At 65.9% G+C, this 25864-nt stretch carries 20 protein-coding genes; 10 read left to right on the forward strand and 10 right to left on the reverse strand.

Annotation, left to right across the window (positions count from 1 at the left end; genetic code table 11):
• Nucleotides 1-96: 96 nt before the first annotated feature.
• Nucleotides 97-1023, reverse strand: a complete 927-nt coding sequence (locus U5A57_RS02815; RefSeq protein ID WP_321908000.1) for a LysR family transcriptional regulator — start codon at nucleotides 1021-1023, stop codon at nucleotides 97-99.
• A gap of 363 nt (nucleotides 1024-1386) precedes the next feature.
• Between U5A57_RS02815 and U5A57_RS02820 the strand changes: the two genes are divergently transcribed.
• Nucleotides 1387-2736 carry an MFS transporter gene (locus U5A57_RS02820; protein ID WP_321908002.1) on the forward strand — a complete coding sequence of 450 codons (1350 nt, stop codon included), beginning with the start codon at nucleotides 1387-1389 and terminating at the stop codon, nucleotides 2734-2736.
• On the opposite strand, the gene U5A57_RS02825 is transcribed toward U5A57_RS02820, so the two are convergent.
• Entirely contained in the window at nucleotides 2730-4958 is a 2229-nt protein-coding gene (locus U5A57_RS02825; RefSeq protein ID WP_321908004.1) for a SulP family inorganic anion transporter, read from the reverse strand. The genes U5A57_RS02820 and U5A57_RS02825 overlap by 7 nt on opposite strands.
• A gap of 208 nt (nucleotides 4959-5166) precedes the next feature.
• Here U5A57_RS02825 and U5A57_RS02830 point away from each other — a divergent pair, with 208 nt between their 5' ends.
• Both U5A57_RS02830 and U5A57_RS02835 read left to right on the forward strand, forming a co-directional pair.
• On the forward strand, nucleotides 5167-8490 hold the full coding sequence (locus tag U5A57_RS02830) for an adenylate/guanylate cyclase domain-containing protein (RefSeq protein ID WP_321908005.1): 3324 nt from the start codon (nucleotides 5167-5169) through the stop codon (nucleotides 8488-8490).
• Between the two features lie 98 nt (nucleotides 8491-8588).
• The gene (locus U5A57_RS02835) at nucleotides 8589-8993 is read left to right on the forward strand and encodes a hypothetical protein (protein WP_321908006.1); all 405 of its coding nucleotides are present in this window, start codon (nucleotides 8589-8591) and stop codon (nucleotides 8991-8993) included.
• A gap of 25 nt (nucleotides 8994-9018) precedes the next feature.
• Here the strand turns inward: U5A57_RS02835 and U5A57_RS02840 are convergent, their stop codons facing one another.
• From U5A57_RS02840 to U5A57_RS02860, 5 genes are all read right to left on the reverse strand, one after another.
• Nucleotides 9019-10134 carry a malate/lactate/ureidoglycolate dehydrogenase gene (locus tag U5A57_RS02840; protein WP_321908008.1) on the reverse strand — a complete coding sequence of 372 codons (1116 nt, stop codon included), beginning with the start codon at nucleotides 10132-10134 and terminating at the stop codon, nucleotides 9019-9021.
• 41 nt (nucleotides 10135-10175) lie between these two features.
• Nucleotides 10176-11450, reverse strand: coding sequence for an MFS transporter (locus U5A57_RS02845; protein WP_321908009.1), 1275 nt, complete (start codon nucleotides 11448-11450; stop codon nucleotides 10176-10178).
• 71 nt (nucleotides 11451-11521) lie between these two features.
• Nucleotides 11522-13069 (reverse strand): altronate dehydratase family protein, encoded by a 1548-nt coding sequence (locus U5A57_RS02850; protein ID WP_321908010.1) that lies wholly within the window; start codon nucleotides 13067-13069, stop codon nucleotides 11522-11524.
• Nucleotides 13066-13986, reverse strand: coding sequence for an SMP-30/gluconolactonase/LRE family protein (locus tag U5A57_RS02855; RefSeq protein ID WP_321908012.1), 921 nt, complete (start codon nucleotides 13984-13986; stop codon nucleotides 13066-13068). Before U5A57_RS02855 ends, U5A57_RS02850 begins: the two co-directional genes overlap by 4 nt.
• Before the next feature lie 325 nt (nucleotides 13987-14311).
• On the reverse strand, nucleotides 14312-14950 hold the full coding sequence (locus U5A57_RS02860) for an FMN-binding negative transcriptional regulator (protein WP_321908014.1): 639 nt from the start codon (nucleotides 14948-14950) through the stop codon (nucleotides 14312-14314).
• A 122-nt stretch (nucleotides 14951-15072) separates the two neighbouring features.
• On the opposite strand from U5A57_RS02860, the gene U5A57_RS02865 reads away from it, so the two are divergent.
• Nucleotides 15073-16560, forward strand: a complete 1488-nt coding sequence (locus U5A57_RS02865) for a PLP-dependent aminotransferase family protein (RefSeq protein WP_321908017.1) — start codon at nucleotides 15073-15075, stop codon at nucleotides 16558-16560.
• Nucleotides 16561-16567: 7 nt separating this feature from the next.
• On the opposite strand, the gene U5A57_RS02870 is transcribed toward U5A57_RS02865, so the two are convergent.
• Nucleotides 16568-17506, reverse strand: coding sequence for a LysR family transcriptional regulator (locus U5A57_RS02870; protein WP_321908019.1), 939 nt, complete (start codon nucleotides 17504-17506; stop codon nucleotides 16568-16570).
• A 110-nt stretch (nucleotides 17507-17616) separates the two neighbouring features.
• Between U5A57_RS02870 and U5A57_RS02875 the strand changes: the two genes are divergently transcribed.
• Both U5A57_RS02875 and U5A57_RS02880 read left to right on the forward strand, forming a co-directional pair.
• Nucleotides 17617-18699, forward strand: coding sequence for a tartrate dehydrogenase (locus tag U5A57_RS02875; RefSeq protein WP_321908022.1), 1083 nt, complete (start codon nucleotides 17617-17619; stop codon nucleotides 18697-18699).
• Nucleotides 18700-18800: 101 nt separating this feature from the next.
• On the forward strand, nucleotides 18801-20108 hold the full coding sequence (locus U5A57_RS02880; RefSeq protein ID WP_321908024.1) for an MFS transporter: 1308 nt from the start codon (nucleotides 18801-18803) through the stop codon (nucleotides 20106-20108).
• Nucleotides 20109-20207: 99 nt separating this feature from the next.
• Here the strand turns inward: U5A57_RS02880 and U5A57_RS02885 are convergent, their stop codons facing one another.
• Nucleotides 20208-21476 carry an MFS transporter gene (locus tag U5A57_RS02885; protein ID WP_321908025.1) on the reverse strand — a complete coding sequence of 423 codons (1269 nt, stop codon included), beginning with the start codon at nucleotides 21474-21476 and terminating at the stop codon, nucleotides 20208-20210.
• Nucleotides 21477-21779: 303 nt separating this feature from the next.
• On the opposite strand from U5A57_RS02885, the gene U5A57_RS02890 reads away from it, so the two are divergent.
• From U5A57_RS02890 to U5A57_RS02905, 4 genes are all read left to right on the forward strand, one after another.
• Nucleotides 21780-22136 (forward strand): FecR domain-containing protein, encoded by a 357-nt coding sequence (locus U5A57_RS02890; protein WP_321908026.1) that lies wholly within the window; start codon nucleotides 21780-21782, stop codon nucleotides 22134-22136.
• 5 nt (nucleotides 22137-22141) lie between these two features.
• On the forward strand, nucleotides 22142-22747 hold the full coding sequence (locus U5A57_RS02895; protein ID WP_321908571.1) for an OmpA family protein: 606 nt from the start codon (nucleotides 22142-22144) through the stop codon (nucleotides 22745-22747).
• Between the two features lie 83 nt (nucleotides 22748-22830).
• Nucleotides 22831-24234 (forward strand): CHASE2 domain-containing protein, encoded by a 1404-nt coding sequence (locus U5A57_RS02900; RefSeq protein ID WP_321908573.1) that lies wholly within the window; start codon nucleotides 22831-22833, stop codon nucleotides 24232-24234.
• Between the two features lie 69 nt (nucleotides 24235-24303).
• Complete coding sequence (locus U5A57_RS02905) at nucleotides 24304-24711, forward strand: DUF1801 domain-containing protein (RefSeq protein WP_321908027.1); 408 nt, start codon at nucleotides 24304-24306, stop codon at nucleotides 24709-24711.
• A 10-nt stretch (nucleotides 24712-24721) separates the two neighbouring features.
• Here the strand turns inward: U5A57_RS02905 and U5A57_RS02910 are convergent, their stop codons facing one another.
• Complete coding sequence (locus U5A57_RS02910) at nucleotides 24722-25825, reverse strand: aromatic ring-hydroxylating dioxygenase subunit alpha (protein WP_321908030.1); 1104 nt, start codon at nucleotides 25823-25825, stop codon at nucleotides 24722-24724.
• Nucleotides 25826-25864 lie beyond the last annotated feature (39 nt).

Raw genomic sequence — 25864 nt, forward strand, 5'->3', positions numbered from 1 at the left:
TAGGTTAGATCGAATGGCGGGAGAATCGCCGCAGCACGGAAGTCATTCTTCCGCGCCGCGAACGAATGCGCGTATGGCGGCCACGTCGAATATCGCTTAATCGGCGTCGGTAATGCGCCGGGCCTGCGCGAAGTACTCGCGCAGCCGGGGCGCGGCGAAATCGACGAAACTGCGCACCTTGGGCACCGAAAGACGCCCGTGCGGCGTGACGAGATTCGCGGGCAGCGGCGCATGCTCGCTGTCGCGCAGCACAATCTCGAGCCTGCCCGCCTCGACCTCCTCGGCCACGTGGTACGAAAAGAGCCGCGTGAGCCCATGCCCCGCCACGGCCGAAGCGCGCGCCGCGCGTATCGTGTTCACGATGAAGCGCGGCGAGAACTGCACGACCTGGGGCAGCGCCGTCTGGCGCGCGGCCGGGAAGCTCCACGAGTCGAGCCCGAAATGCGTCATCGAAATGATCGGGTGGCTCGCGAGATCGGCGGGCGCCTCGATGGCCGCATGCGTGGCGAGATAGCCGGGCGAAGCGACCACCACGCGCCGCACCTCGCCCACCGGAATGGCGACGAGCGTGGAGTCCTGCAAATGCGCAATGCGCAACGCCACGTCGATGCCCTCGTCGATCAGGCTTGCGGGCCTGTCGAGCAAGTGCAGGCGGATCGACACCTCGGGGTGGCGGTCGATGAACTCGTCGATCATCGGGCGCAGCACCTCTTCGCCCACCGCCACCGCCGCCGTGACGCCGAGCAGCCCGCGCGGCGCGGAGCGCTCGTCGGCGGCGAGCAAGTCCGCCTCCTCGAGGTCGGCCAGAATGCGCCGGCATGCGAGCGCATAGCGCTCGCCCGCCTCGCTCAGCCGAATCGTGCGCGTGGTGCGGTACAAGAGCGGCGTGCCGGTGTGCTCCTCCAGGAACGCAATGGCCCGGCTCACCGCCGCGGGCGAGCGGCCCAGGCGGCGACCCGCGCCCGCGAGACTTCCCTCGTCGAGCGTGGCGACGAAAACCTTCATGGCGTCGATTCGGTCCATTGCGTATTTCTGGTTGGGTGGCCGCTTTGCGTTGTGACCTTGTATCACGAACCCGCATTCCGGTTGGCACTTCGTGCAGGCGCATTCAATCGAAAAGGCAATGGCGATTCGGCCGGAGCGACCGGCTCTCGCTGAATAAAGCCATTCAAAAAACGGCATCGTCTGGTCATCGCGCGACAGCAAAACCGGATGTCGCTTCCAGAGCGTCACCATGTCGCCTTTGTTCTAGGAGCGCCATTTATGGTCGCATTTACTGTGCAAACCAATACCGTGCGACTTCAGCGTTAAACCGCTCGCCTCAAGTGGCTCTGCCATTCATGGTGATACGCACACCTTATTCAACGCATAAGGGACGGCCAGAGCATGAAAGCGTATCAGCCAGACGTGGACCCAAAAACGCTTCGCAAGGTGATCATCGCCGCCGCGGTCGGCAATTTCGTCGAATGGTTCGACTTTGCCGTTTACGGATTTCTGGCAACCCTGCTGACTCGCCAATTCTTTCCGAACGGCGACCCCGCGATCGCGTTGATGAAAACCTTCGCGGTTTTCGCCGTCGCTTTTGCATTCAGGCCGCTCGGCGGCATCTTCTTCGGCGTGGTGGGCGACAGGGTAGGCCGCAAGAAAACGCTCGCCATGACCATCCTGATCATGGCAGGTGCAACTACGGTTATCGGCTTGCTGCCGACCTACGCATCGGTCGGCATGCTCGCACCGTTGCTGCTCGCGATCGTGCGATGCGTGCAAGGCTTTTCCGCCGGCGGCGAGTACGCAGGCGCCTGCGCGTATCTGATGGAACATGCGCCGAAGCACCAGCGCGCGCGCTACGGCAGCTTCATTCCGGTCTCCACGTTCCTTTCGTTCGCGAGCGCCGCCGTGGTGGCATCCGGACTGGACGCCCTGCTGTCCGCAGAGGCAATGAGCAGCTGGGGCTGGCGAGTCCCGTTCATCGCTGCTGCGCCTATCGGCCTCGTCGGCCTGTATCTGCGCACGCGCCTTGGCGAAACGCCGTCGTTCGCCGCAGTCGAACACGATCACGACCTGGCCCACGCCCCGCTGCGTGAAACGCTCAAGACCCAGGCAAGCGCGATTGTGCGCCTTGGGGCCTTTGTTTCCGTCACCGCGCTCTCGTTCTATACCTTTACGACCTACTTCGCCACGTATCTGCAGGTTGTCGGCCATCTGAGCCGGGCCAGCGCGTTGTTGATCACGGTAATCGCACTGGTCTTCGCCGCGGCGCTCTGCCCGCTCGCCGGCCTCTACTCGGACGCCGTGGGAAGACGCAAAACCGTTTTCACGGTATGCGCCATCCTGATCGCCGCGGTCTACCCTTCCTTCGTGCTCGGTGGGTCAGGCGACTTTCGCTCCGCACTGCTTGGCGCGGCCATGCTTGCGGTCGGCGCGGTCTTGTCGGGCGTGGTCACGGCGGCACTGCTGTCCGAAGTCTTTCCGACCCGAACGCGTTATACCGCTTCGGCCATCACGTACAACCTCGCCTATACGATCTTTGGCGGAACGGCGCCGCTCGTTGCCACCTGGCTGATCGAGACGACGGGCAACAACATCTCGCCCGCTTTCTACCTGATCGCCGTCTCGCTGCTGGCGCTGGTTGGCGGCATGTCCTTGCCGGAAACGTCGCGGATATCGCTCGACGATCACCTGCATGAAGCGGCCACTGAAGGCGTACGCGACTGGCAGGCTCCCACCGCTCAGTAGGCCGCGCGCAGGGCCTCCGTGGCGAGGGCGAGGCGCGACGCAATGACCTTCACCAGAAAGCGGTGAAACTGCTGGGCGGCTGCGGGGTCGTCCCGCTCTAGCGCAACGAGCGCGGCCAGCGACAACCTGCGCACCCGCGTCGGCACCTCGGCGAACACATCCGCGCTGCGCGGCCGCTGCGTATACACGGCCATTTCCCCGATGACCGTGCCCGGCAGGCAAGCGCGCACACGCACCGAGCGCCCGTTGCCAAGCGGCAGCGAAACGGCGACGCGCCCGCGCTCGATGATATACAGCGCGTCGCCGGGATCTCCACGAAGAAACAGCGCCTGGCCCGCTTGCAGATCGTGCACTTCGAGCCGGGTGGAGAGCGTGATCAGCGCGCTGGCCGTGAAATGCAGCGCGAGCAATGCGTTCAGGTCGTCCCCGCGCTTCGGCGCGAACGCGCTTGACGCGAGCAACTGGTCCTCCACCCATTCCAGGCCCGCATCGAGCGTGTCGAATTCACGAATGCGCAGATTGAGCGTGCCGGTTCGGGTCAGCAGGTCGCGCGAGCGCGGCGGCAGCGCGGTCAGGATCAGGTCCGCGTCCATCGCCGCACAAAGCTGCCGCAGCTTGACGAAGCTGATCGAAACCGACGCGTCGATGCCTTGCGTCGCCGCGAAATCGAGCATGACGAAACGAACCGGCACCGCGTCGCGCGCGGCTATTCGCTCGCGTATGCGCTGGAGGATCGAATTGGCCGTGCCGAAAAAAAGAAACCCTTGCAGGCACATTCCGCACACCTGCGCGCCGAGTGCGCGCAATGCTTCGGTCTCCTCGATGTTGCGCTCGACATTCGATCTGCGGGTGCGAAGGTCGAACGCCATGCGTATGCAACTCACGCGGCCGTAGAGCAGCGTGAACATGATGCACGCGGCGATCACGCCCGCGCCTACGCCGACAATCACGCCCCAGGCCGCGATCGTGCCGAGAATGACGGGCACGAGCAGGTACTCGTACCAGGCGAGCTTCGTCCATGCGCCGACAACCCACTGCACGATGAGGCGCAGCCCCATGAACAGCTGGAGGCCGACCAGCACCGGCACGGGAAAGAGCGCGACAAAACCGGGCGACGACGCCAGCACGACGAGACACGCGAGCGATGCGAACACGCCCGCCATGCGGCTCGTCGCGCCAACGCGCGCATTGAGCATCGAGCGATTGAACGATTGATAACCCACCATGCCGCCCAACAGTCCGCTCGCGAGATTGGCGAGGCCTGCAGCCTTCATCTCGCGGTTCAGATCGACTTCCTCGCCCGTTGCCGCGCCGATCGCCGTCGAATTCATCAGGATCGTGACGGCCGAGACCGACGTGACCACGAGGCTTTCGGGGAGGTGAGAGGCGATCGCCGCCCAGTCGATGCCACCCTGTGCGAGCTGCGCCCGCAAGTGCAGCTCCGGTATGCCCGTGAGCCGCAGCGCCACGCGCGGCAGCAGCAGCCCCATGTCGCGCGCCTGATCGATCGACAAGCCAGCAGCATGTAGCAGAACGTAGAAAAGGACGATCCCGAAGGCGAGCGTGAGCGGCAGCGCCGCAACGTGTTTCCAGCTGCGCATGAGGACAGTGGCCAGCACGCCTACGATGAGCGCGGGCAGCCAGGCGAGCCAGTGAAGATGGGTCAACAGCGCGAGCGTGTGCCATTGCAGCGACTCGCCCGTCATGACGCGAAATGCACCGGCGAGCAGCAGATAACCCGTGCCCGCGAGAAAACCGCCGAGGACCGGATAAGGCAGGAACTGCAGCGAGCGGCTGCGCTTCGAGGAGCCGATCGCGTAAAGCACGACCCCGGTCACGAGCGAACACAGCGCGATGGCGATCAGCACGGTGAGAAGGAGCGTCTGCGGGGAGCCGCCATCCGCGCGCACGCTGCTCGCCACGCCTGCCGCCACCCCCGCGAGAAACGCAGCCGCATTGCTGTCGGGGCCGCCAATGTTCAGACGCATCGAGCTAGTCAAGGCAATCACGAGCGCCGTGACGACACAGCTGACGAGCGCGGTGGGCACGCCGAGCATCGCGTAGCGCGCAAGATCGGCGCTGAAGATCATCGTGCCGAGGCTCATTGCGTAGCACAGCATGACGAGCGCCGATACCGCGCCGGCCGCCAGATCGCCGGGCAGCGCCGCCATACGCGAGCGCGGCGGGGCAGCGGCGACGGTAGCGGTCTTGCCCGGCTTCACGTGAATGCTCAGTGGAATGCGCGAGGCGCGATTGGGGAGCGATGGGGTGCGATCCAGTATCCGTCCGCAATCGAAAGCCTGTCAAACGCCGGAAGCAGGCCATACGCGGCGCGTGGCGCGCGCCTACACTGAATATTCATCGGCACGAGTGCCCACAGGCTCGCGGCGGTTCGCATCGGGCGAGCGGCATGGGATCCAGACGGCGAACATGGATACTGAGCAATGGCTGCGCGCCCTCGGACTTGAGCAGTACGCACCCGCGTTCGCGGCAAACGATATCGATCTGTCGCTGCTCGCGCAGCTGACCGACGCGGACCTGAGGGAGCTCGGGGTGCAGTCGCTCGGCCATCGCAAACGCATCCTCGCTGCCGCCGCGCAGGGCCTGGCGCCGGCGTCCGGGCCGCAGGCGCAGACGCCGAACACACCCACCGCACCCGACGCTGCGGACATCCCCACGGACGAGCGCAGGCAGGTCACGATCCTCTTTGCCGATCTCTGCGGCTTCACCGCGCTCTCGCGCACACTCGATCCGGAGGAGCTGCGCGCGCTGATCGGCCGCTTCACGGCGCTCGTCGACGGTATCGTGCTCGCCTACGGCGGCACGACCGACAGGCACATCGGCGACGCGGTCATGGCGCTGTTCGGCGCGCCCCGCGCGCACGAGACGGACACGCTGCGCGCGGCGCGTGCGGCGCTCGACATCCATGAGGCGCTGACGCAGCTGAGCGCGCAGGCGGCGCGCACGCTGCAGGCGCATATCGGCATCGCGAGCGGCGAAGTCGTCGCGGGCGCGCTCGGCTGCGTCGACGCGCGGGACTACACCGTGACCGGCAATCCGGTGAACCTGGCCGCGCGGCTGCAGGTGGCGGCGGCGCCCGGGGAGACCTGGCTTTCCGATGACGTGGCGCGCGCGCTCGGCGACGCCGCCGTGTGCGACGCGCTCGGCGAGCAGCGCTTCAAAGGCATCGACACGCCGCTGCGCGCATGGCGGCTGCGCGCGATTTCGAACGACCCGGCGAGCGAGTCGGCCAAGGCGAGCCAGAGCCTTTTCGTCGGACGTCAGGCCGAGCTCGAGCAGTTTCACGGTATCGTCCACGCGTGCATTGCGAGGCGGGCCGGCCACATCGTCCATGTGCGCGGCGAAGCGGGCATCGGCAAGACGCGTCTTGTCGACGAGATGCGCCGCTACGCGCAGTCGCAGGGTTTCGAGATCCACCGGGGCCTCGTGCTCGATTTCGGCGTGGGCAAAGGGCAGGACCCCGTGCACACGATCGTCGCCAGCCTGCTCGGCCTGCCGGCCGGCGCTTCGGGCGACGCGCGCCAGGCCGCCGCCGATCGCCTCGCCGCTGAAGGCGTCGTCAAGGCCGAACAGCGCGCGTTTGTCCACGACCTCCTCGACCTGCCGCTCGCGCACGAGTGGCGCGCCCTTTACGACGCGATGGACCACGGCGCGCGCAAGCGCGGCAAGCAGGCGCTCGCCGCGAGACTGACCGACGACGCCTGCCGGCGCGCGGCAACGCTTATCGTCGTAGAAGACCTGCATTGGGCCGACCCCGAAGTGCTCGACTATCTCTCGGCCTTCGCCTCGGGCATCGCGAACGGTCCGGGCCTGCTCGTGACGACTTCGCGCGTGGAAGGCGATCCGATCGATGCGACGTGGCGCGCGCGCTGCCGCGACACGCCGTTCGCGACGATCGATCTCGGGCCGCTGCGCAAGGATGAGGCGCTGAGCCTCGCGGGCAACTTCATCGACGCGACGCAGCGCGTGGCGCTCGCGTGCATCGAGCGCGCGGGCGGCAACCCGCTGTTCCTCGAACAGCTGTTGCGCAACGTCGAGGAAGGCAGCGGCAGCGCCGTGCCCGCCTCGATCCGCAGCCTCGTGCTCGCGCGCATGGACCGGCTCGCGCGGCACGACCGCCTCGCCTTCCAGGCGGCCGCCGTGATCGGCCAGCGCTTCGACCTCGCCTTGTTGCGGCGGCTCATCGACGATCCCGGCTATGTCTGCGACGGTCTGCTTGCCAATGCGCTCGTGTTGCCGGAGGGCGAGGAGTTCCTGTTCGCCCATGCACTGATCCAGGAAAGCGCCTATTCGACGTTGCTGCGCGCGCGCAGGCGCGAGCTGCACCGCAGCGCGGCCGACTGGTTTGCGCACGGCGACCCCACGCTGCACGCCCAGCATCTCGACCGCGCCGAGGACGAACGCGCGCCGCAGGCCTACCTCGCCGCCGCGCTCGCACAGCGCGCGGCGCACCTGCTCGAAGCCGCGCTACGCCTCGCCGAGCGCGGCCTCGAGATCGCGCAGACAGAGGCGGACCGCCTCGCCCTGGCCTGTTGCAAGGGCGAACTCCAGCGCGACCTGGGCGACATTGCGGGATCGATCGCGACCTGGCGCGCAGCGCTCGCGGCCGCCCCCGACGACGCCAGTTTGTGCCGCTGCCAGCTCGGGCTCGCGGAAGGCTTGCGCGTGAGCGAAGGGCTCGACGAAGCGCTAGACCTGCTCGACGCTGCGCAGCGGATCGCGGAGCGCGACGACCGGGTGGCCGAACTCGCGAGCCTTCACTATTTGCGCGGCAACATCTACTTTCCGCTCGGAAAGATCGATGCCTGCAGCACCGAGCACGAACGCGGACTTGTTTATGCGCGTCGCCTCGGCCTGCCGGAGGCAGAGGCCCGCGCGCTGGGCGGCCTCGCCGATGCCGCGTACGCGCAAGGGCGCATGCGCACGGCGTTCCGCCATTTCAGCGATTGCGTGGCGCTGAGCCGCGAGCACGGGTGCGGCCGGATCGAAGTCGCCAACCGGTCGATGCAGGGCTTCAGCCGCATTTATCTGAACGACCCGCGGCAGGCGCGCGAAGACGCTGTCGCCGCCGTGGGCGCCGCCGAGCTGGTCGGGCAGCCGCGCGCGCAATTGCTGGGCGAAACGCTCGGCGTATTCTCCTGCTACGAGCTGGGCGATATGCAGGCCATGCAGGTCCATCTGGACCTGGAGCGGCGCGTGATCCGGCAATTGGGCGCACGCCGGTTCGAGGCGCAGAACGTGGAAATGCAGGGGCGCGTCTGGCTCGCCGATGGGCGCCGCAGCGAAGCGCTCGAAGCGCTGCGTGAGGCGATTGCGATCTCGCGCGAGGTGGGCACGCAGTTCAGCGCACCGAAGGCGCTGAGCGCGCTCGCCGGCGCAGTCGACGAGCATGACGAACGGCTGCGGCTCCTCGCAGAAGGTGAGGACCTTCTGCGCCGCGGCGCGGTTGGCCACAACCACCTCTGGTTCTATCGCGACGCGATCGAAGCGATGCTCGCGGCCCGCGATCCGGCCGGCGTGCTGCGCTATGTGAGCGCGCTGGAGAACTACACGCGGCGCGAACCGCTGCCCTGGGCCGACCTGTTCGCGGCGCGCGGACGCGCGCTCGCGAGCGCCCTGCATGAGCGCGCTGACGAAGCCGCGCGGTGCGAGCTTGCACGCGTGCGAAGCGTGCTGTTGCAGGCTGGCTTCCAGCAATACCAGGCCGCGGTCGATGCAGCGCTTGCCGCTTGAAGCGGGCGGACCACCGCCATGCGGTGCGTTTGGCCCGATAGCGAATTGCGCGCAAGCGTTAAAATCGCGGATTCCACTTTTGCGGCAATAGAACACCCATGAAGTGCCTCACCCTCTCGTGCGCCCTCGCTGCCATCGCTCTGGCCGCCGTTCCCGCCCTTGCCCAAACGTCGTCGGGCGATTCGAATTCGAAGCGCGATTGCGCGATCGGCTACGTCACGGGCGTTGCAGGCTCGGCGCAAAGCGTGCGCGACTATCTGGCTACGCCCGACCGCGACCGCATTCGCTACCTCAAGGAAAACGAGATCCAATGCAAGATCGCCGACGACGACAGCCACGCGTCCGGCTGCACGGGCGTCACGCTATTGAAGAACGAGAAGGTGAGCGTGTACGACGATAGCGACCCCGCTACCACCGCTGTCGTCGTGCGCGTGGAACTCGACCGCGGCACCTACCCCGTGATCATCGTCGCGCCCAAGAGCGAGGTGAAGTGCGACGAGTGAGCGGCAGGTAGTTGGCGCGTCGCAGTTAGCCGGGTTGCTCGCACGCCGCGATTTCCGCATCCGTCACTCCCGCCATGCGCGCGGCATCGACAATCTGCGCCCAGCTCGTCGCATCCACGGGAATGCCGTGCGCCTCGCGCGCACGCCGTGTTGCGTCCTCGCGCTCGCCGGGCAGCAGGATCTCGTCGACACCCGCCGCGCGCCGCGTGGCCTTGAGCCATTCGACGAATGCGAGCGCTTCGTCCTCGCGCGAGGGCGCGTCGAACGCCGCCGGATCGACGATCACCGACATCATGCAATTGACGATCGCGTGCGTGGAGACGATGGTTTGCTCGCGCGTCGTGAAGCCGCCCGAGAGCGCACCGGCCAGAATCTCGCACATCGCGGCAAGCCCCGAACCCTTGTGCCCTGCCACCGCGCCGCCGAACGCGCGCAGCGCGCCATGCTGGGTATCGCTAAAGAGCGCGCCGGGGTCGCGCGTGGGGCGGCCGTCGCTGTCGATCAACGCGTCGGCGGGTACATCCACGCCTTTGTTGTAGGCCACGCGCACTTTGCCCGCGGCAATCGCGCTCGTGGCGAAGTCGAGCACCAGCGGCGAGCGGCCCTCGAGCGGAAACGCCGCGCAAAACGGATTGGTGCCGAAGCGCCGGTCGATGCCGCCGAACGGCGCGACGAGCGGATCGCCCGCGACGTTGACGAAATGGAACGACACGAGCCCGGCGCGCGCGCATTGCTCCGCCCAGTGGCCGATACGTCCGATGTGATGGGCATTGCGCAGACCGAGCGCGCACACGCCGAGCGACTTCGCGCGCTCGATGCCGCGCTCCATCGCTTCGAACGCCGTGACTTGCCCGAAGCCGCGCCCGGCTTCGATGGTGAGCACCGCGCCCGCGTCGCGCGCGACTTGCGCGTGCGCGTTCAGTTTCAGTTCACCTTCGCGGCACGCCAGCATATAGCGCGGGATCATGCCCACGCCGTGCGAGTCGTGCCCCGCGAGATTCGCTTCGACGAGATGGTCGGCAACGAGCGTCGCCTCGCGCGCCTCGCTGCCGGCCGCGCGCCAGATGGCGACGACGAAAGCATGCAGCGCGCGAGCCTCGACAACGACTTCTGAACCTTTTGCAGCAGTGGAATTCGACATGTACGTGACCCTGTGTATGGCAGCGGAACAAGAGGCGGCGCTCAGGCGCGCGGCGCGTAGGCCGACTCGTCGACACCCTTGGCCTCGGGCGCCCGCAGCGGCTCCACACGCCCGACTATCACAAGATAGCTCACCGCGCCGAGCACGCAAAACCCGCCGGCGACAACAAGCGGAATCGTGAAAGAGCCGCGCGTGAGCTGCAACATCACGCCTGTAAACGTCGTAAGCGCGATGCCCGCGAGATTCGACGCGAAGTTCTGGATGCCCGCCAGCGAGGCGACGTGCCGCGGCGTGGGCGCGACGTCGGCAGGCAGCGACCAGATGCTGGCCGCGGCGGCCGCGAGGCTCCCGTAAGCAACCGCGAAGAGCGCGAGCATTAGATAGACATCCTGAACAACGCCGGTGAGCGTGATCACGGACGAAAGCAGCATGCCGCCGACAATGCAGGTCTTGCGCGCGGCCGTCAGGCTCCAGCCGCGCTTGACCAGCGTGTCGGAAAGCCAGCCGCCCAGCCAGCCGCCGGGTATCGAGGCAATGGCGGGCAAGGTGCCGAGCGTGCCAAGCGACTTGAGCGAGAAGCCGCGCGCTTGCACGAGATAGCTCGGAAACCACGTAATGAAGAAGTAGATGACGAAGTTCAGGCAGAAGAAGCCCAGCATCATGCCCCACACGGTGCGATAGCGGAACAACCCGCTCCAGCGGATCGAGGCGGCGGCCGGCACGGGGGCGCGCGGCTGATCGAGTGCGGCGCGCGCCTCAGGCTCCCGATACATCACGAGCCAGCCCACGATCCACACGAACCCGAGCGCACCGGTAATCACAAATGAAGCCTTCCAGCCCCACGCGGCCATGATCGCGGCAACGAGCGGCAGCGACAGCGCGGAGCCCACGCGCGAGCCGCTATCGAAAATGCTCGTGGCGAGCGCGCGTTCTTCGCGCGAAAACCACTGGCTAACGAGCTTCGCGCACGACGGGTATGCGCCCGCCTCACCCGCGCCGAGCATGAGCCGGCAGCCGAACATCGCCGCGAAGCCGCCCGCTACCGCGGTGGCCGCGGTGAACACCGACCACCAGCCCACGGCGAACGGCAACGCGATGCGTGCGCCGGCCCGGTCGACGAACCAGCCGTAGGGCAGTTGCATCACGGCGTAAGTCCAGAAGAAGCCGCTCAGCAGGAGCCCCATGGCGGCAGGACCAATGCCGAGGTCCTTCATGATGTGGGGCGCTGCGACCGCGAGATTGGCGCGGTCGATGTAGTTCACTGCAATCGCCAGAAAACAGAAGAAAATGACCAGCCAGCGCGACTTTTCCTTCATGGAAAGCACTCCTTCTGAATGTGGCGTCGTGCCTCCATCGAGTTGCGGCGCCTGTCCGAATCGCTCCCGTGTTACATGACCGCCCCCAGATGCCAGGGCACGAATTCATTCTGGCCGTAGCCGTGCAGCTCGCTCTTGGTGCGCTGTCCGGAAGCCGTCGCGAGTATCAGCTCGAAGATCGCCGCGCCCGTCTCGTCCACGCTTTGCTCGCCGTCCAGAATGCGGCCGCAGTTCAGGTCGATGTCTTCTTCCTGGCGCCGCCACAGCGCGCTGTTCGTGCCGAGCTTGAGCGAAGGCGAAGGCGCGCAGCCGTAGGCCGAGCCGCGTCCCGTCGTGAAGCAGATCAGATTGGCGCCGCCCGCCACCTGGCCCGTGGCGGACACAGGGTCGTAGCCGGGCGTGTCCATGAACACGAGCCCCCGCGCATGCACGGGTTGCGCGTACTCGTAGGTTTCGACGAGCCGTGTCGTGCCGCCTTTCGCCACCGCGCCGAGCGACTTTTCGAGGATCGTCGTGAGGCCGCCCGCCTTGTTGCCGGCAGAAGGATTGTTGTTCATGTTCGCTTCCATGCGCGCGCAATACGCTTCCCACCAGCGGATGCGCGCCACGAGCTTTTCGCCCACTTCGCGCGACGCCGCACGCCGTGTGAGCAAATGTTCGGCGCCGTAGATCTCGGGCGTTTCGGAGAGAATGGCCGTGCCGCCGTGCATGACCAGTCTGTCTACCGCTGCGCCGAGCGCCGGATTCGCGGAAATGCCGGAGTAGCCGTCCGAGCCGCCGCACTGCAGGCCGACCATCAGATGACGCGCCTCCACCGGCTCGCGCGTCACGCGATTCGCATCGGGCAGCAGCGCGCGCACCTGGTCGATGCCCGCTGCAACCGTGCGCGCGGTGCCGCCCGTTTGCTGGATCGTCATGGTCGAGAGGCGCGCGCCGCGCTCCAGTTGCTCGGCTTCCACGAGACCGTCGATCTGGTTCGTCTCGCAGCCAAGACCAACGATCAGCACGGCATAGAAGTTGGCGTGACGCGCATAGCCCGCGAGCGTACGGCGCAGCACCGTAATGGGCTCGCCCTCTGCCGCGAGCGCACACCCTTCGCCGTGCGTGAGCGCCACCACGCCATCCACGTTAGGGAACGCTTCGAGCGCTTCGGGGTGGATATCGCGGCGGAAGTGGTCGGCTATCGCGCGCGCAACCGTGGCCGAGCAGTTCACGGACGTCAGGATGCCTATGTAATTGCGCGTGGCGACGCGGCCATCCGCGCGCCGGATGCCGAGGAACGTCGCAGGCTGCGCAGCGGCGGGCGTGTCGTGCGCATCCACGCCGAATGCGTAGTCGCGCTCGAAATCGCCCATCGAGAGATTCTGGGTATGCACGTGTTCGCCACGGCGGATCGGCCGGCTCGCGAAGCCGATGATCTGCCCATAGCGGCGCACCGGTTCGCCTTGCTCGATGTCGCGCAGCGCGACCTTGTGGCCCGGCGGAATCATGCCCGCGACCGTGTGGTCGCCATAGAGTACCGAGCCTGGCATCAACTGCCCGCGCGCGATGGCAACGTCGTCGCGCCGGTCGAGAAGAATGAGCGCGGCCGAAAGCTGAGCGGGGTCGAGAAGTGTCATAGCCGGTCTCCCTGGGAAGCGCCGCGCACGCCAACGTAAAGCGAATACAGCGAGGTGTTGGCCGCGATGAAAAGACGATTGCGGTTCGGGCCGCCGAACACGAGATTCGCGACCGTTTCCGGCACGAGGATCTTGCCGAGCAGCGTGGCATCGGGCGCATAGCAGTGGATGCCGTCTCCCGCGCTCGTCCACACGTTGCCGTGCTCGTCCACGCGCATGCCGTCCGGCACGCCCGGCGCAATGTCCGCGAACACCCGGCCGTTGTGCAACCTGCCTTGCGCGTCCACGTCGAATACGCGGATGTGATGCGGGCCGTTCTCGATATGCGACGCGCCCGAGTCGGCCACGTAAAGCCGCGCTTCATCCGGCGAGAATGCGAGGCCGTTGGGCTTCGTGAAGTCGTCGGCCATGCGCTGCACCACGCCCGTGTCGGGCGCCACGCGATACACGTGGCAGCCGCCGATCTCGCTCGGCGCGCGAAAGCCCTCGTAGTCGCCGAGAATGCCGTAGTCGGGGTCCGTGAACCAGATCGAGCCGTCCGACTGCACGATCACGTCGTTGGGTGAATTCAGCCGGTGGCCTTCAAAGCGATCGGCGATCACGGTGATGCGCCCGTCGTGCTCCGTGCGCGTGACACGGCGCGTACCGTGCTCGCACGTCACGAGCCGGCATTCCCGGTCGAGCGTATTGCCGTTGCTGAAATTCGAGTTCGCGCGGAACACGCCGGTGCCGATGCCGGGCACCCAGCGCATCATGCGGTTGTTGGGGATGTCGCTCCAGACAAGAAAGTCGCCGGCGGGAAACCACACCGGCCCTTCCGCCCACATGCAGCCGCCCGCGAGCTTCTCGAACTGCGCGTTGGGCTGCAGCAGCATGCGAAAGCGCGCATCGTGGATTTCGTATTCGTGGGGATTCATCGTTCCGGCCTCGTACCGTCAGGGTCAGGTCACGGCGACGCGCGTGACCCGTCGCTCACTGCCGCGCCGGTTTATTAAATACTAGTTGAATAGGCCTGTGAAGATTTTCTTCAAGCGCCTGGAATGTGGTTTACCCGCGTTTGCTCATCGGCCCGCGCGGCGACAACCGTGCAGCGCGCCGGCGGCCGCCAGCCGTTTTGTACCGCCTCGCCTTCGAGCGCGTAGAAGAACTCGGGACCGGTATGGCGGTGCCTCGGAAATGTTGCGCCTGCAGCGAACCGCACCCGTTGCATGGCGCGGCCCGCTGTTGTGCGCCCGGTATGCGTTATCGTGTCTTTTCGTCGGCAGCGGCAAGCATGGCGTCGCCCATGCGGGACTCGCCGCTCGATATGAGCGCTTCGCCCGCGCCGCGAATATCGCGCTCTTCCTTGTTCTGGCTGAGCTTGCTCTTGCCGACCAGACGCGTGATCTCGATCTCCACGCCAACGATCAGCTTCACGAGGGTGTCCGTATAGTCCTTGGGCGCGTCGGCCATCTTCCAGGGCTTGGGCTGCGTGGCTTCGTGCGTGCGCGTCAAGCGGCCGACCACGCCGCGCACGTAACGCTCGTCGTCGAGAATCCTGATGCGCCCATGCGCGTGAACGACCACGTAATTCCAGGTCGGCACCTGCTTGTGTGCTTCGTGCTTGCTCGGATACCAGTTCGGCGAGATATACGCGTCGCCCGCGCGGAAGATCACGAGCACGTCGTCGCCGTTGGTCACGTCCTGCCAAACCGGATTGGCCCGCGCGACGTGCGCGCGCAAGATGCCCAGCTCGCCTTCGCCCGCCGCGAGTTCGAAGGGAATGTGATTGGCGTCGAGCCCGCTTTCTCCGTGCGTGACCAGCGTGCCGAACGGATGTTGGGCAATGCAATCGTGCAGCACGTCCTTGCGGTTTTCGGCGAAATGGGCTGGTACGTACATGCGGGTGTCCCTGCTTGTAAGGTGAATGGATAGCGTGGCCGGCGCTGCCACACACCCAAGTCTGCCCCAAAAGTGGTTTATTCTATAGATCCAGTTTATTTAAATTCCAGTGAACCAGAATCATGCCGAGAACAGCGCAGGCCGCGGAAATGCCATCGTTCGGCACGCTGGACCGTGAGGCCGGCAATCTCAGCCGCCAGGTGGCCGAGGCGCTGCGCGAAGCGGTGCGCAAAGGGGACTTGAGGCCCGCCGACGCGTTGCCTTCCACGCGCGCGCTCGCCGCTTCGCTCCAGATCGCGCGCGGCACCGTGGTCGAGGCATACGAGCAATTGATCGCCGAAGGCTTCCTGGAATCGAAAGCGGGAGCCGGCACGCGCGTGGCGCTCGCGCTGGCCGAGCCGCCGCCCGCTCGCGAGCCCCGCGCAGCTTCGCGCCACGCGGAAGAAGCCGGGCTGCCGGAACGCGCCGAAGCGTTCGCCAGAATCGGACGCGAGTTCAAGCCGCTTCCTCCGGTGCCGTTTGCCATTTCGGTGCCAACGGGCCTGACCGCGCCCGGCGATATCTGGCGCCGGCTCGGCAACCGCTTGCGCGCGCGCGGTCCGGCCTCGCCAACCGGTTATGCCGATCCGCTTGGCGCGCGGGCGCTGCGCGAAGCCATCGCCGACTATGTGCGCAAGTCCCGCTCGGTGCGATGCGATGCGGATCAGGTCATCGTGACGAGCGGCACCCAGCAGGGCCTCTTTCTCGCCAGCCAGGTGCTGCTCGGGCCGCGAGACCAGGCATGGGTCGAGAACCCGGCCTACCGTGGCGTCACCGCCATTCTGGAGAGCCTTCCCTTCCGCGACGCCATGGTCCGCGTGCCCGTAGATGCCGAAGGTCTCGACGTCGAGGCGGGCATACGCATGGCGCCGAAAGCGCGCGTGGCATTCGTCACGCCTTCGCATCAATATCCGCTCGGCATGCCGCTGAGCATGGCGCGGCGCGCGGCGTTGCTCGCGTGGGCGCGCTCGGCCCACGCGTGGATCGTCGAGGACGACTATGACAGCGAGTTGCGCTACGAGGGCTATCCGTTTCCGGCACTGCAGGGCCTCGCGCCGGATCGCGTGGTGTATCTCGGCACCTTCAGCAAGATCCTCTTTCCATCACTGCGGCTGGGCTATGTCGTCGTGCCGCCCAATCTCGTCGATGCGTTCTGCGGCGCGCGCGTACTCGTAGACCGCCATCCGCCCACTGCCGATCAACACGTTCTGGCCGCCTTCATGACCGAGGGGCACCTGGCGCGGCACGTGCGCAAGGTTCGCAACGTCTATGCGGAGCAGCGGCTCAGCCTGATCGAGACCCTCGAAGCGCTATTGCCCCGGAATCTGGCGTGGATCGAGCCCGGCGATCAGGGCATGCATCTCGTGCTCTGGCTTGCAGCGGGACTCGACGATCACCGTGTGGTCCGGCTCGCCGCCGATGCGGGCGTCGCGGTGCGCGCGGCGTCGCCCATGTTCGCGGCGGGCACGGCGCGCCCGGGGCTGATCCTCGGCTTTGGCGGCTTTAGCAGCGCTCAAATGAAAGCGGCTGCGCATCGCCTTGCCGCCGTGATCGCCTCAGTGGCGAGATAAGGCGAGATCAAGTATTTCGGGCTACTGGATATCGCTGCGACTTGCTGAGTTCAATGGCGAGAAAGTCGACAAACGCCCGAATGCGCGTGGAAAGCTGATGCCGCTGCGCATACACGGCGTAGATGTCCGCGCCCGGCGTTTCATACTCGGGCAGCACGACCACGAGCCGCCCGTCCGCGAGATATTCGTTGATATCCCATTCCGCGCGCATCAGAATGCCGTGCCCGTCCAGCGCCCACTTCACCGCAATCTCGCCGTCATTGGTCGTGAGGTTGCCATTGATCCGGATGGCTTCCGATTTGCGCGTATTGCCGCGCTCGTTCGAAAGCCGCCACACGCCATACGCTTCGTCGCCCTGGCGAATGCTGATGCAGTTGTGCTTCGCGAGGTCGTGCGGCGTAGCCGGCGTGCCCCGGCTCGCGAGATAGGCGGGCGAAGCGCAGAGCAAACGCCGGTTCGCCGCGAGACGCCGGGCGATCACGCGCGTATCCGGCGGCTCGCCAAAGCGGATGCAGACATCGTATGAATCTTCCGTGAGCGGCGGCGGCATGACCGAAAGCTGAAGCTGCACGGAAACCTGCGGATACTGCGCGACGAAACGCGAAAGCGCAGGCCCGATGTGGCTGCGCCCAAAGCCGAGCGTGGCGTTCACGCGCAGCAAGCCCTTGGGGTGCTTCTTCGAGCCACCGAGCAGTTCACCCAGTTCGTCGATCTCGTCGAGAATGCGCCGCGCATGCTCCAGGTACACCTCGCCTTCGGGCGTGAGCATCATGCGGCGCGTCGTGCGGTTCACGAGCGGCACGCCGGCGCGCTCTTCCATTTGCGCGAGCCGCTTGCTCACGGCAGCGGGCGTGAGGCCCAGTTCGCGTGCGGCGGCGCTCAGGCTGCCCGATGAGGCGAGCGTGGAAAAAAAGCCGAGATCGGCGGGCAGAACGGTGTCGGTCACGGTCGCCACTTGTGAATTCAGGTTAAGGATGCTTTGAGTCTAGCACCGGTTTTTGAACCAGGAGTTGGGTAAAGTGCACCCACACTGGCCACATTCCAAAGGAACGAGACATGAAGACCTATCGCATCGCAACCATTCCCGGCGACGGCATCGGCAAGGAAGTCGTGCCCGCAGGCAAGGAGGTGCTGGAAGCGCTTGCGAAAACCACGCAGCGCTTTGCGTTCGAGTTCGAGAACTTCGACTGGGGCGCCGACTATTACCGCCAGCACGGCGTGATGATGCCCGCTGATGGCCTCGACGCCATTCGCAACAAGGACGCGATTCTGTTCGGCTCCGCGGGCGACCCCGACGTACCCGATCACATCACACTGTGGGGCCTGCGCCTGAAGATCTGCCAGGGCTTCGACCAGTATGCGAACGTGCGCCCCACGCGCATCCTGCCTGGCATCGACGCGCCTTTGAAGCGCTGCAAGCCCGAGGACCTCAACTGGGTGATCGTGCGCGAAAACTCCGAAGGCGAATACTCGGGCGTGGGCGGCCGCGTGCACCAGGGCCATCCGCTCGAAGCGGCAACCGATGTCTCGATCCTCACGCGCGCCGGCGTCGAACGCATCCTGCGTTTTGCGTTCCGGCTCGCGCAGTCGCGCCCCCGCAAGCTGCTCACGGTCATCACCAAGAGCAACGCGCAGCGCCACGCCATGGTCATGTGGGACGAGATTGCGCAGCAAGTCTCGAAGGAATTCCCGGACGTGAAGTGGGACAAGGAGCTGGTGGACGCCGCCACGGCGCGCATGGTCAACCGTCCCGCCTCGCTCGACACGATCGTCGCAACCAACCTGCACGCCGACATTCTCAGCGACCTCGCCGCCGCGCTCGCGGGCAGCCTGGGCATTGCGCCTACGGGCAACATCGATCCCGAGCGCCGCTACCCGTCGATGTTCGAGCCAATCCACGGCTCCGCCTTCGACATCATGGGCAAGGGGCTCGCCAATCCGATCGGCACGTTCTGGTCGGTCGTGATGCTGCTCGAACACCTCGGCGAAACCGAAGCCGCCGCTCATGTGATGCAGGCTATCGAGACCGTGACGGCCAACCCCGCGCTGCACACCGGCGACCTTGGCGGCAAGGCGACCACCGCACAGGTCACGGCCGCGGTGTGCGAACTCGTCGAGAAGGCGGCCGTCGCTGCCTGAACGCAGGCCTGAGCGCTACCGCGCCGTCAAATCAAGCAGACACGGGGGCGTAACACAAAAAATACCCGCACGCCTCCGTCAACCCTCCAAGGAGGAGACACATGAATTCGGATACCGAAGCAATTGTCACGCGCAAACTCATGTGGCGCATCATCCCGTTCGTCATGCTGCTCTACTTCGTGAGCTTTCTCGACCGGGTCAACGTGGGCTTCGCGGCAATGACGATGAATAAGGCGATCGGCCTTTCGCCCACGGCGTTTGGTCTCGGCGGCGGGCTCTTCTTCATCGGCTACTTTCTGTTCGAAGTGCCTTCGAACCTGATCTTGCACCGCGTGGGCGCGCGCATCTGGATCGCGCGCGTCATGGTCACGTGGGGCATCGTCTCGGCGGCCTCCGCTTTCGTGACCGGGCCCACGAGCTTCTATGTACTGCGCTTTCTGCTGGGCGTGGCGGAAGCGGGCTTCTTCCCCGGCATCATTCTCTATCTCAGCCTCTGGTTTCCGGGCAAGCAACGCGCGGCAGCCGCGGCATGGTTCATGGCAGCCGCGCCGATCTCGACTGCGCTCGGCTCGCCCATTTCAGGCGCGCTCATGCAATTGCCGCGCACGTTCGGGCTCGCCAACTGGCAACTGCTCTACGTGATCGAAGCAATTCCCGCCGTGCTGCTGGGTTTCGTGGTCCTGAAGGTTCTCACCGATGCGCCTGCCAAAGCGCGCTGGCTGAAGCCGCAAGAACGCGACTGGCTGATGGCGAAGCTCGCCGAGGAAGCGCGCGCGAGAGAGAACCACACCGGCCACACGGCAGGCGCGCTGAGCGCCCTGCGCGACCCGCGCGTGCTGGCGCTCGCGCTGATCTACTTCGGCACCTCGGCAGGCCTTTACACGCTGGGGCTGTGGGCGCCGCTCATCATCCGGCAATATGGTTTCAGTTCGCTCGAAACCGGACTGCTCAATGCCATTCCGAGCATCGTGGCGGTCGTCGCGATGATTCTGTGGGCGCGGCACTCCGACCGCACGGCGGAGCGCACCTGGCACGTCGTCGTCCCTTGCGTGCTCGCTTGCGTGGGCTTCATCTTCGCGGGGCAAGCCAGCACCGCGCTGATGATCGTGCTGGCGCTCGTGGTGGTCAATATCGGCATCAGCGCCGCGAAGGCGCCGCTCTGGGCCATGCCCAGCATGTTTCTCTCTGGCGCTGGAGCAGCGGCGGGAATCGCCATGATCAATTCGATCGGCAATCTCGGCGGCTTCGTTGGGCCCGCCGTGATTGGCTGGCTGAAAACTCAGACGGGGGGTTATGCCGCCGGCTTGTACGTCGTTGGCGCGACGCTCGCGCTTTCCGCGGTGGTCACGTTGATGCTGAGCCGCAAAGCAAGCCAGCCGGTCATTGCGCAGGTGAGGCACGATCACTGAAGGGGCCGCGCGGAGCTTGTGGCAATCCAGGCGCATGCTGGCATGCTCCGCGCGAGCGCGATAAGCCGATAACAGGGTTGGCATTAGTGGCGGCGCGCGTTATCTCGGCCGACCCGATGCGCCAGATTCTGTATCGCCGACGCGCGGCGTGGCCATGCGCACCGCAACCACACAAGCCGCCATCGATATCAACGAGACGATCAGCACGGCCCACTCCACCGGTACATAGCTGCCGCGTATCGCCCAGATCGCTGCGCCCGCGATAGGCGCAATGCCTTTGGCGATGTTTGCAGGCATCGAGAGCAGGCCGCTCACCGCGCCGTAGCCTTCGGTTCCCAGCAGCGCCTGCACGATCGTCCCGCGCAGGATCGTCATCATGCCGTTGGCGCCGCCGTAGACGACGGCGAACAGCATCAGCCACGCAGCGGACTTCCCCGCACCCATCAGGATCACGACGGAGCACGGGAACGCAGTCGTCACCACGACGGCGACACGCCCCGGTGGCGCGCGCCTGCCGACGGCGAACCACAGGACCCGCGCAAGCACCTGTGCCGGCCCGATCGCCGCCATGGTGACAATGACCGTTGCGCCCGCAACGTCACGCTCGTGCATCAACGGGATCAGATGGAAGGTGAGCGCGACGAAGGTGGAGTAATACGCCGTGAAGCAAACGGCCAGCGCCCAGAATACGGGCGAGCGCAAGGCGTTGCGCGTCGAGGTGCGGCTCACTTCGCGGGCGCGTTGCTGCGTCGCGGTGTCCGCATCCGGCTCGCCGCGATGAATCGCAAATACGTGCACCGGCAAGCAGACAAGCAGATTGACGAGCGCAAGCGCGAGCAACGCGCCCCGCCAGCCGAACGCGACGATCAAGCCTTGCGTGAGCGGAATGAACACCGTGCTCGCGAAACCCGCCACAAGCGTGATGAGCGTGATTTTCCTTGCATAGCTGCGCGGGAAGTCGCGCGTCACGACGGCAAACACCGGGTCGTAGAGCGTCGCCGCAATGGCTACGCCCAACCCGCACCACACGGCAAAGAGCGTCGGCAGACTGCGCGCCTGCGCCCACAGCACGAGCATCGCCGATGCAAGCAGCGTACCGCCCGCCATGACGCGCCGCCCATAGCCGCGGTCGATCAGGGTGCCGACCGGGTAGGCCGCAAACCCCGAGACCAGCAAACCTGTTGAGAGCGCAGCGTTCGTCGCCGTGCGGCTCCAGCCCAACGCGCTTTCCATGGGCACGACGAAAAGCGAGAACGCGTAGTAGATCGTCCCCCACGAAACGAGTTGCGCCACCGCGAGCGCCCATGTCTGCGCTGCGGCATGCGGTCGGTCCAGTCCGTGCGGTCTCGCGTGGGTCGGTGTCGGCATGGATGTGAGTGCCGGGGCGCGCTGTTCGTCGGGCGCGCGCCGGACCCGATTTGCCGATTCTGGCGCACCTTCAGCGCGACTGCACTATGTACGCTAGCGCACGGAACGGGCCGCGCTCGATCGCTATGCTCGCCAGGTGCCCGAGAGGCCCGGCGCTATCCCTCACGTTCGTTTCTCCAAACGGTATCGCCAGTGCGCAGCCAAGCCATCCAATATGCCTTGCTTCTCGCCTGCGGGTGCCCGCCAGCATTCGACGCGCACGCAGCCGATGCAATTGGCATAGTCAAGACGATCAAAGGCTCGGTGCAAATCGAGCGCGCAAGCCAACCGGTCAGCGTGGCGGTCGGCAGCGAGGTGTTCGCGAGCGACCGTGTCACGACCGGCCCCGCATCCGCCGTTGGGATCACGCTGCGCGACAACACACTGCTGACCGAGGGCGCCAATTCCATTCTCGATCTCAACAAGTTCGCATTCAACACCACCACCTACGACGGTGCGCTCGACGTGAGCATCAAGCGCGGTTCGCTCGCCGTGGTCGACGGCAAGCTCGCGAAGGCCAATCCGGAAGCCGTGCGCTACAGCACGCCCACCACCACGCTCGGCGTGCGGGGCACCGAATTCATCATCGAGGTAGGGGGAAGCGGGGAGAACGGTCATTGAAGACAATGAACGCCGGGCACTGGCTTGCGCGATACATGGCCCTTACGCTGTGCTTGTGCCTCTTTGCATGCAGCACGCCCGACAAGATCACGCTGCTGCCGAATCCGGACGGCAGCGTCGGCAACGTGATCGTGCATAGCGGCAGCAAGACGCAAGTCATCGACAAGGCCTACACACGCGCCGATGTTTCGAAAGGCGGCGCCATCGCGGAAACCGCCGATAACAAGGCCGCCGTGGAGGCGCAGTACGGCGATCTGCTGGCCGCCCAGCCGCCACGCCCCCGCACGTTCACGATCAACTTCGTTTTCGACTCCGCCACGCAACTTGCACCCGAGTCCGCGGCCACGGTTGCCGAGTTGAAGAAGGTGCTGGCAACGTGGCCGGCCCCTCACCTCACGGTGGTCGGCCATACCGACATGGCGGGCTCGCAGGCGTTCAACGACCAGCTTTCCATGCGCAGGGCGCAAAGCGTAGCGTCGTTTCTGGTCAAGTCCGGCATACCCGCGCAGCAAATCGAAATTGCCGGCCGGGGCAAACGCGAGCCACTCGTCCACACTGCAGACGGCGTGCCCAACCAGGCAAACCGGCGCGCGGTCATCACCGTTCAGTAATCCGTATCGATGCGCGGCGCTCATCGTCAGCCCCCATCCCCATGAAACGCTACCGCAACGCATGCATCGCATTCTTGAGACGCATGATGCGGGCGCGCAAAGGGCGCCCTTGGGCGCTCGCGGTGCTCGTGACGCTTTTGTTCATCAACCTGTGCAGCGAATGGCCCGGCGACGTGGTACGCCCCGCCTTCCTCGACACACTCGACAATGTGTTGCCCGATACCTTCGGTTCGGCGCGCCAGCTTCTTTTCGACCACTATCAGCGCCGCTTTCCGCGTGTGCCCGCCGCGCAGCCGGTGACCATCGTCGAGATCGACGACAAGACGCTCGAAGCCTTCGGCCAATGGCCCTGGCCGCGCAACCGCCTGGCCGGCCTCGTCGATGCGATCGAGGCGGGCAAACCGCTGGCGATCGGCCTTGACATCTACATGCCCGAACCCGATCAAACCTCGCCGGGCATCGTGGCCGACAACCTGCCCGCCTCCGAGGCCGCGCTCGCCACACAACTGCGCGCGCTGCCCAGCCACGAGCGCATTCTTGAGACCGCGTTGCGCGCGTCGCCTTCCATTCTCGGTGCGGCCGCGTTCGACTACGCGACCTCCACCACGCGCACCGACATGCTGAGCGCCCCCGTGCTCGTGCACGGCCCGGACGCGCTCGCGAGCGTTCACCGCTTCAATTACGTGCTCGCAAGCCTGCCCGAACTGCAAGGCGCGGCCCACGGCCAGGCCATGCTCAACGTCGCGCAGGAGCAGGGCACGGTGCGGCGCATTCCGCTCGTGCTGGGACTTGGCGACAAGCTCGTGCCGAGCCTGCCCGTTGAAATGCTGCGCGTGGCCACCGGCTCGCCCGCCATCGAGGTGTTCGCGGGCCCATCCGGCGTGCGCGCCGTGGGCGTGGCGGATGTGCGGGTGCCCACGCAACCCGACGGCGATATCTGGCTGCATTTCGCCTCGATTGCGCGCACGCAGCAGCGCTATGTTTCCGCACGCGACGTGCTGCAAGGCAAGATCGACGCGAACCGCATCCGCAACAAGCTGATTCTCGTCGGCCTCACCGGCACGGGCCTGACCGACATGCGCACGACGGCGCTAGGCGAGTTGGTGCCCGGCATCGAAATTCAGGCGCAAGTGATCGAGACGATCTTCGAGGGCCGTTTCCTGCAGCGCCCGGCCTGGCTGATCTGGTGCGAGAGCGCTTTCATCCTCGTGGTCGGGCTGTTCTTCATCTGGTATGTGCCGCGCAACGATTCGCGCCTCGCCGTCTTCATGCGCACCGTGCCGAAGGCTTCGGCCATCATTGGCGTTACGCTTAACGTGTTGACGCTTTCGGTTTGCTTCCTCGTGTTCCGGTATTTCGGCTTCCTTGTCGATGCCGCATCGATCTTCATCATTCTTTCCGCTGTCATGGGCAGCTTCTTCACGATCTCCCTCATGGAGCCCGAAGCGCAAATCCCGTCCAGCTCCGGCCGCGCGCACGTCAGCTGAGGTTGCCGAGTGCTACATTACGGTCCTGATCGCCCGGCGACGGGAAGCCACGCAAGGCACGGAGCGCGAATGACCCCATCGGAACGTATTGACCAGCTAATCGCGGACCTCACCGACTGGCGCCGCGACACCTTCACCGCCATGCGCGAGGCCATTCTCGAAGCCGACCCGGCGATCGTCGAGGAATGGAAATACATGGGCAGCCCCGTGTGGTATCGGGACGGCATGATCGCCGTGGGCAATGCGCACAAAGGCAAGGTCAAGCTCACGTTCCTGTACGGCGCGAGCCTGCCCGACCCGAGCAAGCTCTTCAACGCCGGGCTCGAGGGCAACGCGCGGCGCGCCATCGACTATCTCGAGGGCGACAAGGTCGACAAGCGCGCACTGAAGGCGCTCATTCGCGCGGCAATCGAATTCAACCAGGGCAAGGCGAAGAAAAAAGCGCCCGCGAAGCCGCGCGCCAGCAAAACCGCCTGACGCGAGCGCCTCACACTTCGCTCACCTCGCGAATGGGAATCACGGTGCGCTCGCCGCATTCGCGCAGCAGGTCGCGCAATTCGTTGATGACGGGAAAGACTTCGTGATTCCAGTCGGCGCCCTGGTTGTCGTGCGCCGCCTGTTCGAGTTCCACGATCGTGCGGTCTTCCTTGAAGATGCGCTCCGTGAACCAGACCAGCAGCGGCCACGCCGCGTCGAGCAGGAACGGCACGGCGGGGCGCTTCACCGAAAGGAGTCCGAAGGTCCGGTTCGTGCGCTGCTGCGCGTCGAGCGGCACATACACGATCCACAGGTCCATGAGGAGCGACTCGTCGCCCGACCGGATCTTCAGCGTTTGATACGGATATTCCGTGCGCACAGTCATCACGCTCTGATCGCTCGGGTCCGCGCGGTTCTTGCTCGCGCCGAACACGAGCGCCTCGCCCGCGGGCTGCTTGCCCGCCATGCGCGCGAACGTGTAATCCACTTCGATGGACTTCTCGCCGCGCCGCCGGCCGAGCGAGCGCGCCCGCATCTGGCCCATCTGGCGGCGGTGGAGAAACTGGTGGTTCATGTCCATCAGATTCTCGTGCATGAACGAGTAGTGGCACTTCACTTCCCGGCCGAAGCGGCGCGTCTTGTAGGCCTTGTCCGTGACCGAATCCAGCACGGGCAGCGGACGCGCTTCGGCAAGCGTGGCATTGCCGGGAAAGACAAAGATCATGCCGTGCGCCTCGCGGCACGGATAGGCGCGCACGCCGTTGGGCAAGCGCTCCCTGCCGAGGTACGGCACGTCCACGCATTGGCCCGAACAATCGTAGGTCCAGCCGTGGTAGCCGCAACGAAGCGACTCGCCGTCCACCACCCCCGCATGTAGCGGCACCTGGCGATGCGCGCAGCGGTCTTCGAGCGCGTACACCGCGCCTGACGCGGTGCGAAAGAGCACAATGGGCTCGCCGGCGAAATGCGTACCCAGCGTCTTGCCAGGCTTGAGTTCGCGCGACCAGGCAAGCGGATACCAGTAGTCGGGATGAATGGGCACCCGGCGCAAATCGCGCGGTTCCTGCAAATGTGACTCGATCGTATAACCATCTGGCAAAGGCACTGCGCGCATGCGGAGAATCTCCTTGTCGAGTCCGTTGTTATCGTCGTT

It is taken from the genome of Paraburkholderia sp. J11-2, assembly GCF_905220185.1.
Lineage (GTDB): Bacteria > Pseudomonadota > Gammaproteobacteria > Burkholderiales > Burkholderiaceae > Paraburkholderia.